This is a genomic window from Lentzea albidocapillata (assembly GCF_000719115.1).
GTDB classification, from domain to species: domain Bacteria; phylum Actinomycetota; class Actinomycetes; order Mycobacteriales; family Pseudonocardiaceae; genus Lentzea; species Lentzea albidocapillata.
Genome location: NZ_JOEA01000012.1, coordinates 55,279 through 70,064, shown reverse-complemented (window position 1 = coordinate 70,064; position 14,786 = coordinate 55,279). Strand labels below are relative to the sequence as shown.

Below are 14,786 nucleotides of genomic sequence, written 5' to 3'. Positions count from 1 at the left end.
TTTCACAGTTCATGATCTCCCCCAGAGACTCAAGAACACCGCCGCCTATTAATGATCTTCTGTTACGTTCATTGCTGTCGCCTCGCGAGGGGGTGAGGCGACGCAGGGGGATCGAGGGGGAGAGGCGCGTTTGTGCTTCTCATTTTTCGCCTGCCCTTGCTTTGATGCTGAAGTAGAGGTGGTTGAAGTGAATTTGGCAATGAAACGCGCAGTTGGCTGCGCGCTGGTGGCTGCGTTTGCCGCAACGGCTCCGGCTGTGGCGACTGCCGCGCCTGCAGGGGATCAGGCACAGGTCTGGGAGCAACAGAACGCCGAAATCGATCGTTACGGCCGCGAGCACCCGCAAGACATGGCGGGTCTTGAGCGGCTTGTCGAGAAGTACACCGGGCAGAAGACGCAGGTTTCCGTCAACGGGGTCGAGGGCATGCTCACGGGCGAGCAGGCTCAGAGGGTGCTCGATGGACGACGCGCCGCATGGAAGCTGGCCGATAAGCAGGGCGTCGACAAGCAGCGCCCTGACGCGCAGGTCATGGGCGCTGTGCCAGTCGATGCCTTCAACGTGAGCGTTCAGTTCATTCCCGTTGTCGGACCGCCGCGACGCATCAAGGCTCGCGGAAACTGGGACTTCCGCGACAACTACGTCAACGGCAGCAACCCTGACGACATGTCCAGCGTGTCGGTCAAACTCCAGGGCTGCATGCGCATCCTCGGCACCACGACTCTGACCTACGACTATCGGGGCAACCAGACGGCCAACGCCGCCTACCTCAAGGACTCGGGCCTATCCACAGGTGCGCCGATCAGCGGCATCCGGGATCGAGTTTCAGGCTTCGTCACCAACTTTGATCACGGCTTCACCGAGGTCTTGGTCCAGAACGACTGCGCCGCAGCCCAGATCGGCGCCGCCTACGCCTTCGAGCACAACCAGGACAGTAACGCAGGTTTGAGCGCCTCTGCGGGGTGGGGTTTCCTGAGCATCGCGTACACGAACATCACGCCCGCGTTGCAGAAGGGGTCGGGTCCCATCTACGCCAACTTCTGAGAAGGGCGAGTCGTGCTCGGCGCTGGCGGTACGATGGCCCTCGACTAGGCCGGAATCGTCGAACCGAACGGGTGCCGGGTGAACAAGTTTCCGTGGGTGTTGTTCCTCGCAGCGGTGATCGCCTCTGCCCTCTCGTGGGGAGATATGTCGGGTGTGCAAAGAGCTGATCGGATCACAGCACTACTTTGCGTTGCTGCGGTCCTTGTTTCTCTGACCAGCACCATTGCCCGGCGTCGCGAGTAGTCAAATGAACGGCAGTTAAAGGGCTCGCCATAAGTTCCTGGCAGGAACCGGAGAAGGCCTGACGGTGTGCCTCCGCTCGTTATCGAGCAGAGGCACACCGTTCTTCGATGTGGACCTGCTTCGACATAAAGCGGATTGAGTGTCAGGGCTTGGCGTTGCGACATGCGTCGATCTGGCGGAAGGTTTCAGCCACCCGCTCGATTTCGTTCGCCTGCGGCGGGTCCGCTGTTCTGGGTGATCAGCCGCTCGCGCTTGCGCGGCGTGCCGGTCAGGGCTGGTCACCTCCTGCTGTGTCGCGTGTCGGCCGGGTCAGCCGAGGTCGCCGGTGTCTGAGGTGAGCGGGCAGCCGTCTGCGTCGCGGGGGTCGCTGATCGGGGTGACGCGCCGTTCGGTGGCGGCCACGACGCCGAACGCGGCCAGCGCGGTAAGCGCCGCCTGGATCACGCCGGTGATCGCGTCGCCCTGGCCGGCGGTGAACACGTCGGCGCCGACGAGACCGAAGACGAGGGCGAGCAGGCCGCCGATCCAGGACGCGGCACTCCGAGCCGTAGCGGTTCCGGGCGTAGCGGATACCGGCGATGCTCAGCCGGACGGCGGCCCGGTCGGTGATCGGCGGTTCGCCGTGCCAGGCCAGTGCGGCTGACGCCTGGTTGATCCAGCGGTCGAGCAGTGCGGGATCTGCAAGGCCGCCGGGTTCTCGTCTCGTGGCGGCGGTTGCGGCGCCGGGTCGGGTGGTGTGGTTGCCGCCGGAGGCGCGGTGAGGACGGCTGTGGCCGGACGGGTTCCGCGTCCCAGCCGCGACTGCGTTTCTGTCCACATGGAGCGATGGTGCCGCCGAGCAGGACGGCGACGAGGAGCAGCGCCGGGGCGCGGCGGGTAACCGGAACAGCACGCTTCAGTCGTCCCACCAGACCTCGTCGTGCCTTGCGTGGACGGGCGGCAGGCGGCCTGGAGGCTGCGGCCGCGCTACCGGACACGTAGTGGGCAGGTATCGGGGCTTCCCTGTCGACGCTCGTTCAGCACGAAACCGAACGTGTTGAGATGCCTGCTGATCGACTGGTCGGACTGGGACCTGGCATCTCGCAGTTGCTTCACTGCGCGAACGCCATCCGGATCGCGAGGCGACGCGGCACCGAGACGCCGTTCTCCGAGCCGGCGCGTGCTGCTGCGAAGGTGCTGCCGGCCGACCTTCAGTCCTAGCAGAACAGACACACCACCACGGAGAGACGTCGTTCCCGCTGATACGCTGACCAGCGGAAACGGCGTCTCCCTGAACGTGCTCAGGGTCTCTAGGTGACGAGTAGGTCACCAAATGAGGGAAACCCGGGGAGTGCGATAGGGCCCCCGCGTGCGATCAGCAGGGCCTACCCGAGCCGGCGGTGGTCCTCGGCGATGCGCTTCAGCAGTGCCTGCAACTCCTCCCCTCGCACCGCCAGCCGCTCCAGCCGCCCGAACAACGCGAGGTACTCGCGCACGTCCAGCGGGTCGGTGATGGTGGCGTTGCCGGTCAGCACGCTGACCGTCACGACACGCTCGTCGTAGATGTGGAAACCGTGCAAAGCGACCACGTTCGCGTCCGCCGACCACGGCACGACGGCGAGCCGGACGTTCGGGCGGCGCTGGATCGCGGCCAGGTGTTCCACCTGTTCCGCCATCAGCTCCGCCGAGCCCATCCGCCAGCGCAGCGCGCTTTCGGAGAGCACGAACACGAACTGCTTCGCCAGGTCGTCCATCCGGGATCGGCGGGTGCGCAGGGCGGCCACCGCGGCCTCCTGCTCCGAATGCGGCATCGTCCCCAGCACGATTCGCAGGTAGGGCTCGGACTGCAACAGCGCGGGTACCAGGTTGACCTGGAAGAACCTCGATGTCGCGGCCCGCGCCTCCACGCGGCTGATCGTCTGCTGGTGGCGGTGCGCTCCTCGGTGCAGCACGACGCGACGGGTTTCCGCCTCCGCGTGCAGCGACCTGGCGAGTTCGACCAGTTCGATGCGCGTCTCTCTCGCGGCGGCCAGTTCCGCCACGAGACGCTCCACATCCGTCACGGACGGGAGCAGCATGCCGTTCTCGATCTTCGACAGCTTGGACTGGCTCATCCCGGTGGCACGGGCGGTGGCCGTGCCGGTCATCTTCGCCTCGGTGCGCAACCGGCGTAGCTCACGCGAAAGCCGCTCTCTCGCTAATCGCGAACGCTCAGGTGCGGTCATGTTCGCACCGTAACCATTCGCACACGGTGAGACGATCGGCCATCGGCGGGGACTTGACTCGCAGTTGACACCTCCAGGTGGGTGATCTCACCTACCTGGAATCGCTTTGTGCTGCTGTTACGTCTCGATCGACTGGAGAAAAACACCCAAAAGGTGCAACCGAAAGCTGTTCCGTCCCACGCGGGAACACCGTTGATTATCCAGCGCAGACAAGTTGAGTGGTTTTTGTCACTCTTTTGTCCAACAATTAGTACGGCTTTCAATCACGGACACACTGACTAAACGCCTCGTTTAGCCCGCAATACCGCGCGAACACCAAGGCCGATGGCACCGAGAATCAGCACGAACCCGATGAGCCCGAGGTCCAGAGCGTCGTCGTGCAGTCGAGGTATAGATCGACTGCCGCTCGCGATCTATCGAAAGTCAACAGATAGACACTGCGAAACGATCAGTCGACTGCCTTCCAGCCGTCGGCCAGCAGCTGACGGGTCTCCCCCAGCAGTTGCGGCAGCACCTTGGTGTGCCCGATGACCGGCATGAAGTTCGCGTCCCCACCCCACCGCGGCACCACGTGCTGGTGCAGGTGGGCGGCGATCCCCGCCCCGGCGACGACGCCCTGGTTCATGCCGATGTTGAACCCGTGCGGCGCCGCCACGTGCCGCGCGACCTTCATGGCCCTCTGCGTGAACGCGGCGAGCTCCGCGGTCTCCGTGACCGTCAGCTCCGAGTAGTCCGCCACGTGCCGGTACGGCAGCACCATCAGGTGACCGGGGTTGTACGGGTACAGGTTCAGCAACGCGAAGACCTCGGCCCCGCGCGCGATGATCAGACCGTCGGAGTCGGACAGTTCGACCACGCGGCAGAACGGGCAGCCGGCGGGCTCGTCGCCGTCGGCCTTGCCCGCGCCCTGCACGTACGACAGGCGGTGCGGGGTCCACAGGCGCTGCAACGCGTCGTGGACCCCCACACCGGCCTGCTCGGAGAACTCAGGCGTCACGAGAGCAGTTCCGCCGTGGGCGAGGCGTTCTCGCGTCGGCCGACCCACTCGACGATCTGCTCGACCGCCCGCTCCACCGGCACGCCGTTGATCTGCGTGCCGTCGCGGAACCGGAACGACACCGCGTTCGCCTCCACGTCCTTGGCGCCGGCCAGGAGCATGAACGGCACCTTCTGCATGGTGTGGTTGCGGATCTTCTTCTGCATGCGGTCGTCGGACGCGTCCACGTCGACCCGGATGCCGGCCTTCTTCAGCACGTCGCGCACCGCGAACAGGTGGTCGGCGTTCTCGGACGTCACCGGGATGCCCATGACCTGCACCGGCGCGAGCCACGCCGGGAACGCGCCCGCGTAGTGCTCGGTCAGCACGCCGAAGAAGCGCTCGACCGAGCCGAACAGCGCGCGGTGGATCATGACCGGGCGCTGGCGCGAGCCGTCCGGGCCGGTGTACTCCAGTTCGAACTTCTCGGGCAGCATGAAGTCGAGCTGGATGGTCGACATCTGCCAGGTGCGGCCGAGCGCGTCCCGCGCCTGCACGGAGATCTTGGGGCCGTAGAACGCAGCGCCACCGGGGTCGGGCACGAGCTCGAGACCGGACTCCTGGGCGACCGAGGCGAGCGTCTCCGTCGCCTCCTCCCAGACGTCGTCCGGGCCGACGAACTTCTCCGGGTTCTTGGTGGAGAGCTCCAGGTAGAAGTCGTTCAGGCCGTAGTCGCGCAGCAGGTCCAGCACGAACGTCAGCAGCGACTTCAGCTCGTCGCGGACCTGGTCGCGCGAGCAGAAGATGTGCGCGTCGTCCTGCGTCATGCCGCGCACCCTGGTCAGGCCGTGCACCACGCCGGACTTCTCGTACCGGTAGACGCCGCCGAACTCGAACATGCGCAGCGGCAGCTCGCGGTAGGACCGGCCGCGCGCCTTGAAGATCAGGTCGTGGAACGGGCAGTTCATCGGCTTGAGGTAGTAGTCCTGGCCGGGCTTGCGGACCGTGCCGTCCTCGTTGAACTCGGCGTCGAGGTGCATCGCCGGGTACATGCCGTCCTTGTACCAGTCCAGGTGACCGGAGACCTCGAACAGCTTGCCCTTGGTGATGTGCGGCGAGTAGACGAACTCGTAGCCCTCTTCGGTGTGCCGCTGCCGGGAGTAGTCCTCCATGGCCTTGCGGATGATGCCGCCCTTGGGGTGGAACACCACGAGACCGGAGCCGATCTCGTCCGGGAACGAGAACAGGTCGAGCTCGACACCGAGCTTGCGGTGGTCGCGGCGCTCGGCCTCGGCCAGGCGCTCCAGGTAGAGGTCCTGGGCCTCCTGCGACTCCCACGCGGTGCCGTAGATGCGCTGCAGCTGCGGGTTGTTCTCGTTGCCGCGCCAGTACGCGGCGGCCACGCGGGTCAGCTTGAACGCCGGGATGTGCTTGGTGGTCGGCACGTGCGGGCCGCGGCACAGGTCGCCCCAGACCTGCTCACCGGAGCGCGGGTCGAGGTTGTCGTAGATCGTCAGCTCGCCGCCGCCGACCTCCATGATCTCGCTGGTGTCGACGTCGCTCTTGATGTCGACGAGCTCCAGCTTGAACGGCTCCTTGGCCAGCTCGGCCTTCGCGGAGTCGATCGACTCGACGACGCGGCGGGAGAACCGCTGCGAGGACTTGATGATCTGCTTCATGCGCTTCTCGAGCGCCTGCAGGTCCTCGGGCGTGAAGGGCTTCTCGACCTGGAAGTCGTAGTAGAAGCCGTCCTTCACGGGCGGGCCGATGCCGAGCTTGGCCTCGGGGAACTGCTGCTGCACGGCCTGTGCCAGCACGTGCGCGGCGGAGTGGCGGACGACGCTGCGGCCGTCCTCGGTGTCCGCGGCGACGGCCTCGACCTCGACGTCGACCTGCGGGGTCCACGACAGGTCGCGCAGGTGGCCCTCGGCGTCGCGCACGACGACGATCGCGTCGGAGCCCTTGCCGGGGAGACCGGCTTCGCGCACGGCCGTGCCCGCCGTCGTCCCAGCCGGAACCACCACGCGCGGCGGGTTCTGGGCGACTGCTGGGCGCGACTCGGACACGGTGACTCCTACGTTCGACGTGGTGGGGTGTTCGGATCAGATGTTATCGGTGCTCAATACGGACATGACGATCGCGTCGTGGAAGACGCCGTCCCAGAGCAGGGCGTCCCTCAACCGGCCCTCCTCGCGGAAGCCGAGCTTCCGGTAGACGTGGATGGCCCGGTCGTTGAAGTCGTACACCTCCAGATCGACCCGGTGGAGCCCTCGGTCGTGAAACGCGTGGTCGAGAACGTGCTTCAAGGCGCGAGAGCCGTAGCCCTTGCCGAAGCCGTCCCACAACGCGATCCGCACACCCGCCGACCGGTTGTGCGGATTGATCGTGAGAACGACCTCGCCGAGGAACTTGCCGTCCTCGGTAATCGCACGGGTGTAGCGGTTCGGATCGTTCAGCGTCCGCTCGATGTAGGCCTCGTAATCCTCCAGCGTGAACGTCGCGTGAGTACCGGTCAGGCGGTTGACCTCGTCGTCGTTCGGCCGGGACGCGGCCATCTCGGCGGCGAACTCCTTGCGCAGAGGTACGAGTTCCATGCACCGATTGAAGCCGGTGGACGCAAGCGGATTCCGGCCGCCATACCTACGTACACGCTTCTGAGTGGTTTTTCGGATGCGGTCAAGCGCCCAAGGCGAGCACTCTGTTGTCTCCCGGCCCGCCGAATGGAGCATCGATCATGTCCGACCTGGTCGTCGAATGCCCGGTACGCCTCACCGAGTCCAACCGGGACGAACTGCGCCTGCTCTACGCCGATCTCCGCGACCACTACGCACGCCGCGACGCCCGCAACGGCACGCGCACGACGTTGCACTTCCTGTGGACCGGTGTCCTCGACGACGAGCTCATCGGCGCGACCTATGCCGACCAGCGGCACGTTTTCGCTGGTTCCAGGCCCGTCATGAACTCAAGGCGCGACTCCGAAGGACTTCAGGAAACGAACAGGTGGCTGTCAGCCCCAGCTCAGCCGAACGGCGCATCGTTGAGGACATGAGCGAGCAGGGACAGACGCCTCCACCGCGGGAGCCGTCCGAGAACGAGCCGCAGGCCGCCCAGCCTGCACCGGACCAGGCAACGACCCCGCTGTCGGCCGACGCACCGGCGGCGGCCACAGCAGCGGAAGCACCGACCCCACCTCCAGCGGCGCCCGCTGCGGCCGCAGTGCCCGTGGGCCCTGGCCGGGGAAGGCGTTTCGTGCGGCACCGCGCCACGCAGCTGGTCGCCGTGGGCCTGCTGGGGCTCGTCCTCGGCGGCGGCATCGTGGGAGCGGTCGCCGCGAACCGCTTCGACGACCGCGACGGCCCCGGCCACATGCGGATGTACGAGCGCGGCGAGCGCGGGCCCGATCGCGGCCACGAACGCGGCGGAGACCGCTTCGACCAGCGCGGCCCGTTCAACGACCGCGGCGACCGCTTCGAGCGGTGACCGACCGAGCGCACGCCCAGCGAACATCCGATCCCCGACGGCGCTGGGCGTGCGCTCCCCAAAACCAGGAACGCGCGTCTCGGACGGATTAGTCCCCCTCGTTCTGCCGTGACGCGCGTTCCGCCCTATACCTAGTGGGGCTGCGGCCCGAGCCGGATCGCCAGCAGCTGGCGCCGCAGCACCTTCCCGGTCGCGTTGCGCGGCAACTGCGGCACCACGACGACCTCGCGAGGGACCTTGTGCCGAGCGAGCCGGGTGCGCACGAACTCGCGCAGCTCCCGCACGTCGATGCGCGTCCCGGCGACCGGCACCACGAACGCGCGCAACCGTTGCCCGTACTCGGGATCCGGCACGCCGAGCACCGCCGCGTCCCGCACCCGATAGTGCGTCATGAGCAGGTTCTCGACCTCGACCGGGTACACGTTCTCGCCGCCGGAGACGATCATGTCGTCCTCCCGGCCGTCGAAGTAGAGCCGGCCGCTGGGGTCGAAGTGCCCGAGGTCGCCGGTCGCGACGAGTCCGTCGATGGACTCCTTCTGCGTGCCGTCCGTGTAGAGGTCGACGGTCAGTGAGCCACGCACGTAGATCTTGCCCGTCACGAACGACCGCGTGATGTGGTTGCCGTCGGCGTCGTAGATGCGCACGACGCAGTTGTGCGGTGGCAGGCCGACGCTGGACGGCGCGGCCACGAGGTCCTCCGGGGTGGCGATCGTGGCGACCGCGACTTCCGTTGAGCCGTAGAGGTTGTAGAGCACCGGTCCCAGCACGGCCTGGGTGCGTTCGACGAGGTCCGTCGTGATCGGCGCGCCCGAGGAGAACACGACGTTCAGGTGCGAGAGGTCGAACGAGTCGATCACGTGCCGGTCGAGTTCCATGATCCGCTGCAGCATCGTCGGCACCAGGACGAGCGTCGTGCAGCGCTGGCCCTGCACCGACCACAGCGTCTTGCGCGGGTCGAAACGGCGGTGCAGCACCGCGCGCGAACCCAGCGACATCGCGAGGGTCAGGTGCGAGTAGCCGACGGAGTGGAAGATCGGCGCGGCGATGAAAGTCGACTCGCCCGACCTCATCGGGATGCGGTCGAGGAAGTCCGACGCGGTGAGCACCGACTTGATCTCGCGGGCCGTGCCCTTGGGCGTGCCGGTCGTGCCGGACGTCAGCTGGATCACGACACCCGGTTCGCGCGGCGGTTCCAGTTCGCCGCGCGGCGCCTTGGCCACGAGCTGGTCCAGTGTCGGCGTGCGACGGTCCAGTCCGTCGCGCGACCACGAGAGCCAGCGCGGAATCGACGGCGGCAGCTGGTCGAACAGCGGCGTGAACTCCTCGTCGTGAATGACGAGCGACGCGCGTTCACGTTCCAGGACGTCCAGGACGACCGGTGCGGCGAACCCGGTGTTCACCAGCAGCACGCGGACGCCGAGTTTCGCGCACGCCAGCAGCGACTCGACCATGCCGCGATGGTTGCGGCACATCAGCGCGACGATGTGCGTGTGCTGGATGCCCAGCGAGCGCAGGCCCTGCGCGATCGCGTTCGAGCGCCTGTCCAGCTGGCGGTAGGTGACAGATCCCCGTTCGTCGACGACGGCTATGCCGTCCGGGTTCAGCCGGACGGAACGGCGCAGCGCCGTGACGTTCGGCCCCCAGACCTTGACCTCTTTCAACGCCTGCATGGACATCTTGAAGTTCGTGAGACTCACCATGCCCGCGGCGGACAAGACACGGAGTGAGTGCACCCGGCCCATGGCGTCGCGAAACACCTTGCGCAACCCTGGCATCAACAACTCCTCGCGCTGCAAGTCCCCGAGGTATTCGGACGGTAACTGTCCGCAAGGCTCTCGCCAAGGGTTGTTCGATGCGGAATCTGCATGACAACACGACATTCTACCCTGCAAACGTTTACACGGACAGGAAGCCGCGCAACAACGAAGCCGTGCCGTCGAGGTGTTCGGCCATCGCCTGCCGGGCCGCCACGGGGTCTCCGTCCAAAATGGAGGCGATGATGCGCTCGTGCTGGGCGTTGGAGTGCGCGAGGTTCGGTTCGAGCAACGGGATGTGGTCCAGCAGCTCGTTCGCGCGCATCCGCGACTCGGCGACGGCGGCGGTCAGCGCGGCGGACCCGGTGACCTCGGCGATCGCCAGGTGCAGCCGCGAGTCCTTGCGCCGATATTCCGCGAGCGTCGAGGTGGAAGCCTCTTCCAGCCGGGCGCGCAGCCCCCGTCGTTCGGCGGGGCCCAGCGACCGTCCCGCCGCCGTCTCGGCGGCGCCGGTCTCCAGCACCCTGCGCAGCGTCAGCACGTCGTGGAGGTCGCCGAAGTCCTTGGCGGGCGCGGACTTCGGCAGCACCTCGTTGACGAACGTGCCGCCGTACCGCCCCCTTCGGGACTCGACGTAATGGTTCTCCTGCAACGACCTGATGGCCTCGCGCACGGTCACCCGGCTCACGCCGAGCCGGGTGGCCAGGTCCCGTTCGGACGGCAGCCGCTCACCCGGCGCGACGACGCCGAGCCGGATGGACTGCATGAGCCGTTCGACGGTCTCCTCGAAGGCGTTGCCCGCCCGCACCGGGCGGAACAACGCCTCCTGCGCGTGTTCGGCCACGGCTAGAGCGGTGTCACGTACGCGCCGGCGATGCCGCCGTCCACGAGGAAGTTCGACGCCGTCATGAACGACGAGTCGTCGGACGCCAGAAACGCGACGGCCGCGGCGATTTCCTCGGGTTCGGCGAACCGACCGAGCGGTACGTGCACGAGACGCCGTGCGGCCCGCTCGGGGTCCTTCGCGAACAGCTCCCGCAACAGCGGGGTGTTGACGGGCCCCGGGGAAAGCGCATTCACCCGGATGCCCTCGCGCGCGAACTGCACGCCGAGCTCACGCGACATCGCGAGCACTCCGCCCTTCGACGCCGTGTAGGAGATCTGCGACGTCGCCGCACCCATCGTCGCCACGAACGACGCGGTGTTGATGATCGAGCCCTTGCCGTTGGCCTGCATGTGCGGGATGGCGTACTTGCAACACAAATAAACCGACGTGAGGTTCACCTTCTGGACGCGCTCCCACGCCTCGATGCCCGTGGTGAGGATCGAGTCGTCGTCGGGCGGCGAGATACCGGCGTTGTTGAACGCGATGTCCAGCTTGCCGTAAGTGTCCACAGTGGTCTGGAACAGCGCTTTGACCTGTTCCTCGTCGGTCACGTCGACCTGGACGAACAGCCCGCCCGCCTCGTCCGCGGCCGCCTTGCCGCTCGCGGGGTCCAGATCGGCGACGACGACCTTCGCGCCCTCGCTCCCGAACCTGCGCACGGTCGCGAGTCCGATGCCACTGCCGCCACCTGTCACGACGGCCACGCGGCCTTCGAGTCGCTGCACCATCTTTGTGTCTCCTTGGATCAGGTTGCGATGAAGACGTTCTTGACTTCGGTGAAGGCGTCCAGCGCGTCCGGTCCCAGCTCGCGACCGAGCCCGGACTGCTTCACGCCACCGAACGGCGTCCAGTAGCGGACGGACGAATGCGAGTTCACCGACAGGTTTCCGGCCTCGACGGCCCGCGAGACGCGGATCGCGCGACTGACGTCGTTGGTCCAGATCGACCCGGACAGCCCGTACTCGGAGTCGTTCGCGATCCGGATCGCGTCGGCCTCGTCGGTGAACGGCAGCACGACGACGACCGGTCCGAAGATCTCCTCGGTGACCGTCGCGTGGTCCGCGGGAGGCGTCAGGACCGTGGGCGGGAACCAGAATCCGGGCCCGTCCGGTGCCGTACCGCGGAACGCGACGTGGGTGTCGTCTGGAACGTAAGACGCGACCTTGCCGAGGTGCGCCGCGGTGATGAGCGGCCCCATCTCGGTCGCGTCGTCGCCGGGCTCGCCGACCCGCACGCCCTGGACGGCGGGCTCCAGCAGTTCCATGAACCTGTCGTAGACGCTGGCCTGCACCAGGATTCGCGAACGGGCACAGCAGTCCTGCCCGGCGTTGTCGAACACCCCGTACGGCGCCGTGGCGGCCGCCTTCTCCAGGTCGGAGTCCGCGAAGACGATGTTCGCCGACTTGCCGCCCAGCTCCAGCGTCACCCGCTTCACCTGGTTCGCGCAGCCGGCCATGATCTGCTTGCCGACCTCGGTCGAGCCGGTGAAGACGACCTTGCGCACCAACGGATGCGTGACGAACCGGTTGCCGACGACGCTGCCCTTGCCCGGCAGCACCTGGAACACGCCTTCCGGCAGGCCCGCCTCCAACGCGAGCTCGGCGAGCCGGATCGCGGTCAGGGGCGTCACCTCGGCGGGCTTGAGCACGACGGTGTTGCCGGCGGCCAGCGCGGGCGCGAACCCCCAGCCCGCGATGGGCATCGGGAAGTTCCAGGGGACGATCACGCCGACGACGCCGAGCGGTTCGTGGAACGTGACGTCGAGCCCGCCCGCGACCGGGATCTGCTTGCCGAACAACCGTTCCGGCGCGGCCGAGTAGTACTGCAGCACGTCGCGGACGTTGCCGGCCTCCCACCGCGCGTTGCCGATGGTGTGGCCGGAGTTCTCGACCTCCAGCCGCGCCAGTTCCTCGACGTGCGAGTCGACGACCTCCGCGAACTTCCGCAGCAGCCTCGCGCGATCACCGGGGGCGACGTTGCGCCAGCTCTCGAACGCCTTCTGCGCCCGGCCGATCGCCGCGTCCGTGTCACCGAGGGTGGTGTGCGGTACGGACCGCACGATCTTCTCGGTGGCGGGGTTGATGACGTCAAAGGTCACGACGCTTTGCTCCTTGCCGCTTCCACCAGGGCTTCGAAAAGCCTCAGGTCCTCGATGTCCTGCTCCGGGTGAGACTGCACGCCGACGACGAACCGCGCGCCTTCCAGCTCAACGGCTTCCACGGTCCCGTCGGGCGCCTTCGCGGTGACGCGCAGCCCATCCGCCACGCGGTCGAGCGACTGGTGGTGATGGCACTGCACGGTCGTCTCCGGGCCGATGATCGTGTACAGGTGCGTGTCCTGCACGACCTCGATCTCCGTGTGCCCGAACACGCCAGGCGCCTCGTTGTGGCCCTCGACGTGCTGATGCAGCGTGCCGCCCAGCGCCACGTTGAGCACCTGCATGCCCCGGCACACGCCGAGCACCGGCAGGTCGAGCTTCAGCGCGGCGTCGACGAGCGCGAACTCGGCGTCGTCGCGGGCACGGCTCGGTTCGCCGGTCTTCTCGTGCCTCTCGGCACCGTAGGCGGCGGGGTCGATGTCGGCACCGCCCGCGATCACCAGGCCGTCCAGGAACCCGATCGTCTCGGCGTTCCAGGTGCCGACCGGCGGCAGCATGACGGGGTTGCCCCCGGCCTCGACCACACAGTCGAGATAACCGCGGTAGAGCACCGCGGCCTCCACGTCCCACAACCCGAAGCGCGTGCGCTCCAGGTACGTGCTGATGCCGATGAGCGGCTTAGAGGCGCTCAAACCCGCGCACCTTCTCCCAGTCCGTGACCGCCGCCTCGAACGCGGTCAGCTCGACCTTGGCCGCGTTCAGGTAGTGGTCGACGACGTCCTTGCCGAACGCTTCGCGCGCGATCGTGCTGTCCGCCAACAGGTCCGCCGCCTCGCGCAGCGTCGTCGGCACCGTCGGCCGGTCGGACGCGTAGGCGTTGCCGACGAACTCGTCCTCCAGCTCCAGCTTCTGCTCGACGCCGTGCAGCCCGGCCGCGATGAGCGCCGCCACCGCGAGGTACGGGTTCACGTCGCCGCCGGGGACCCGGTTCTCGAACCGCAGCCCGTGGCCGTGGCCGACGACCCGCAGCGCGCACGTGCGGTTGTCCCGTCCCCACGCGACGGCGGTCGGCGCGAACGAGCCCTTCACGAAACGCTTGTAGGAGTTGATGTTCGGGGCGAGGAAGTAGGTGAGCTCCCGCAGCCCGGCCAGCTGGCCCGCGAGGAAGTGCTTCATCAGCTCCGACATGCCGTGGCCCTCGGCGAAGACCGGCTCACCGTCCCTGGAGCGCAGGGAGAGGTGGATGTGGCAGGAGTTGCCCTCGCGTTCGTTGTACTTCGCCATGAACGTGAGCGCCTTGCCCTGCTGGGCCGCGATCTCCTTGGAACCGTTCTTGTAGATCGCGTGCTGGTCGCACGTGCGCAGCGCCGTCGTGTACTTGAACGCGATCTCGTGCTGACCGGGGTTGCACTCGCCCTTGGCCGACTCGACGACCATGCCCGCGCCCGTCATGCCGTTGCGAATGGCCCGCAGCAACGGTTCCACGCGCGCGGTGCCGAGCAACGAGTAGTCGACGTTGTACTGGTTGGACGGCGTGAGGTCGCGGTAGCCGGCGTTCCAGGCCTGCTCGTAGGAGTCGTCGAAGAGGATGAACTCCAGCTCGGTGCCGACGTAGCAGTCCAGGCCGAGCGCGGCGAGCCGGTCGAGCTGCTTGCGCAGGACCTGCCGCGGCGAGGCGACGACGGGGTCGCCGTTCTCCCAGACGACATCGCACATGACGAGGGCGGTGCCCTCCTGCCACGGCACGCGCCGGAGCGTCTCCATGTCCGGCTTCATCACGAAGTCGCCGTACCCGCGCTCCCAGCTCGACATCTCGAAGCCGCTGACCGGGTTCATCTCGACGTCGACGGCGAGCAGGTAGTTGCAGCCCTCCGCGGAGTGCCCGAGAACCTCGTCGAGGAAGTACTGCGCGGCGCACCGCTTGCCCTGCAGGCGGCCCTGCATGTCCACGATCGCGACCAGGACGGTGTCGATCTCACCGGCGTCCACGGCCTCGCGCAACTCCTCGACGGTCAGCATCCCGCGTTCCTCCAAAGGTATGTCTGCGAGCCATTGGCTGCACCATCTTGACACCACCGGGTGACGAGCGCCACCCTCAACCAC

At 67.3% G+C, this 14,786-nt stretch carries 15 protein-coding genes; 4 read left to right on the top strand and 11 right to left on the bottom strand.

The features are described from left to right. The first annotated feature begins 187 nt into the window (after positions 1–187). The gene (locus tag IG04_RS0119190) at positions 188–1,042 is read left to right on the top strand and encodes a hypothetical protein (protein WP_144065673.1); all 855 of its coding nucleotides are present in this window, start codon (positions 188–190) and stop codon (positions 1,040–1,042) included. 552 nt (positions 1,043–1,594) lie between these two features. Here the strand turns inward: IG04_RS0119190 and IG04_RS0119185 are convergent. Then, entirely contained in the window at positions 1,595–1,765 is a 171-nt protein-coding gene (locus IG04_RS0119185) for a hypothetical protein (protein WP_245816683.1), read from the bottom strand. 561 nt (positions 1,766–2,326) lie between these two features. Between IG04_RS0119185 and IG04_RS46570 the strand changes: the two genes are divergently transcribed. Further along, positions 2,327–2,485, top strand: a complete 159-nt coding sequence (locus tag IG04_RS46570) for a hypothetical protein (protein ID WP_157512950.1) — start codon at positions 2,327–2,329, stop codon at positions 2,483–2,485. Positions 2,486–2,649: 164 nt separating this feature from the next. Here IG04_RS46570 and IG04_RS0119175 read toward each other — a convergent pair whose 3' ends face one another. The 4 genes from IG04_RS0119175 to IG04_RS0119160 form a co-directional block, all read right to left on the bottom strand. Further along, positions 2,650–3,489, bottom strand: coding sequence for a helix-turn-helix domain-containing protein (locus IG04_RS0119175; protein ID WP_030478037.1), 840 nt, complete (start codon positions 3,487–3,489; stop codon positions 2,650–2,652). Between the two features lie 448 nt (positions 3,490–3,937). Continuing rightward, complete coding sequence (locus tag IG04_RS0119170; protein ID WP_030478036.1) at positions 3,938–4,486, bottom strand: HIT family protein; 549 nt, start codon at positions 4,484–4,486, stop codon at positions 3,938–3,940. Continuing rightward, the gene (gene thrS / locus IG04_RS0119165; RefSeq protein WP_030478035.1) at positions 4,483–6,489 is read right to left on the bottom strand and encodes a threonine--tRNA ligase; all 2,007 of its coding nucleotides are present in this window, start codon (positions 6,487–6,489) and stop codon (positions 4,483–4,485) included. The genes IG04_RS0119170 and thrS overlap by 4 nt, the downstream gene beginning before the upstream one ends. A 78-nt stretch (positions 6,490–6,567) precedes the next feature. Then, positions 6,568–7,059: a GNAT family N-acetyltransferase gene (locus IG04_RS0119160; protein ID WP_051770210.1), complete on the bottom strand. Its 492-nt coding sequence runs from the start codon at positions 7,057–7,059 to the stop codon at positions 6,568–6,570. 140 nt (positions 7,060–7,199) lie between these two features. Here IG04_RS0119160 and IG04_RS0119155 point away from each other — a divergent pair, with 140 nt between their 5' ends. Both IG04_RS0119155 and IG04_RS46565 read left to right on the top strand, forming a co-directional pair. After that, on the top strand, positions 7,200–7,514 hold the full coding sequence (locus tag IG04_RS0119155; RefSeq protein WP_030478033.1) for a hypothetical protein: 315 nt from the start codon (positions 7,200–7,202) through the stop codon (positions 7,512–7,514). Beyond that, positions 7,511–7,945, top strand: a complete 435-nt coding sequence (locus IG04_RS46565; RefSeq protein ID WP_144065672.1) for a hypothetical protein — start codon at positions 7,511–7,513, stop codon at positions 7,943–7,945. The genes IG04_RS0119155 and IG04_RS46565 overlap by 4 nt, the downstream gene beginning before the upstream one ends. A 131-nt stretch (positions 7,946–8,076) precedes the next feature. Here IG04_RS46565 and IG04_RS0119145 read toward each other — a convergent pair whose 3' ends face one another. The 6 genes from IG04_RS0119145 to IG04_RS0119120 all read right to left on the bottom strand — a co-directional run bounded on the left by IG04_RS0119145 (position 8,077) and on the right by IG04_RS0119120 (position 14,702). Continuing rightward, positions 8,077–9,720 (bottom strand): AMP-binding protein, encoded by a 1,644-nt coding sequence (locus IG04_RS0119145; RefSeq protein WP_036015172.1) that lies wholly within the window; start codon positions 9,718–9,720, stop codon positions 8,077–8,079. A gap of 121 nt (positions 9,721–9,841) precedes the next feature. After that, positions 9,842–10,543 (bottom strand): FadR/GntR family transcriptional regulator, encoded by a 702-nt coding sequence (locus tag IG04_RS0119140; RefSeq protein ID WP_030478030.1) that lies wholly within the window; start codon positions 10,541–10,543, stop codon positions 9,842–9,844. 2 nt (positions 10,544–10,545) lie between these two features. Beyond that, a complete protein-coding gene (locus tag IG04_RS0119135) occupies positions 10,546–11,313 on the bottom strand; it encodes a 3-oxoacyl-ACP reductase (protein WP_030478029.1) in 768 nt (255 codons plus the stop codon). 17 nt (positions 11,314–11,330) lie between these two features. Then, positions 11,331–12,683 carry an aldehyde dehydrogenase family protein gene (locus tag IG04_RS0119130; RefSeq protein ID WP_030478028.1) on the bottom strand — a complete coding sequence of 451 codons (1,353 nt, stop codon included), beginning with the start codon at positions 12,681–12,683 and terminating at the stop codon, positions 11,331–11,333. After that, positions 12,680–13,375 (bottom strand): gamma-glutamyl-gamma-aminobutyrate hydrolase family protein, encoded by a 696-nt coding sequence (locus IG04_RS0119125; RefSeq protein WP_030478027.1) that lies wholly within the window; start codon positions 13,373–13,375, stop codon positions 12,680–12,682. Before IG04_RS0119125 ends, IG04_RS0119130 begins: the two co-directional genes overlap by 4 nt. Next, the gene (locus IG04_RS0119120) at positions 13,362–14,702 is read right to left on the bottom strand and encodes a glutamine synthetase family protein (protein ID WP_030478026.1); all 1,341 of its coding nucleotides are present in this window, start codon (positions 14,700–14,702) and stop codon (positions 13,362–13,364) included. The genes IG04_RS0119125 and IG04_RS0119120 overlap by 14 nt, the downstream gene beginning before the upstream one ends. Positions 14,703–14,786: the final 84 nt, after the last annotated feature.

Bases quoted from the DNA above. Each gene is read 5' to 3' on its own strand.
- IG04_RS46570 (WP_157512950.1), top strand. From the start codon at position 2,327: ATGCCTGCTGATCGACTGGTCGGACTGGGACCTGGCATCTCGCAGTTG.
- IG04_RS0119175 (WP_030478037.1), bottom strand. From the start codon at position 3,489: ATGACCGCACCTGAGCGTTCGCGATTAGCGAGAGAGCGGCTTTCGCGT.
- IG04_RS0119160 (WP_051770210.1), bottom strand. From the start codon at position 7,059: ATGGAACTCGTACCTCTGCGCAAGGAGTTCGCCGCCGAGATGGCCGCG.
- IG04_RS0119155 (WP_030478033.1), top strand. From the start codon at position 7,200: ATGTCCGACCTGGTCGTCGAATGCCCGGTACGCCTCACCGAGTCCAAC.
- IG04_RS46565 (WP_144065672.1), top strand. From the start codon at position 7,511: ATGAGCGAGCAGGGACAGACGCCTCCACCGCGGGAGCCGTCCGAGAAC.
- IG04_RS0119145 (WP_036015172.1), bottom strand. From the start codon at position 9,720: ATGCCAGGGTTGCGCAAGGTGTTTCGCGACGCCATGGGCCGGGTGCAC.
- IG04_RS0119135 (WP_030478029.1), bottom strand. From the start codon at position 11,313: ATGGTGCAGCGACTCGAAGGCCGCGTGGCCGTCGTGACAGGTGGCGGC.
- IG04_RS0119120 (WP_030478026.1), bottom strand. From the start codon at position 14,702: ATGCTGACCGTCGAGGAGTTGCGCGAGGCCGTGGACGCCGGTGAGATC.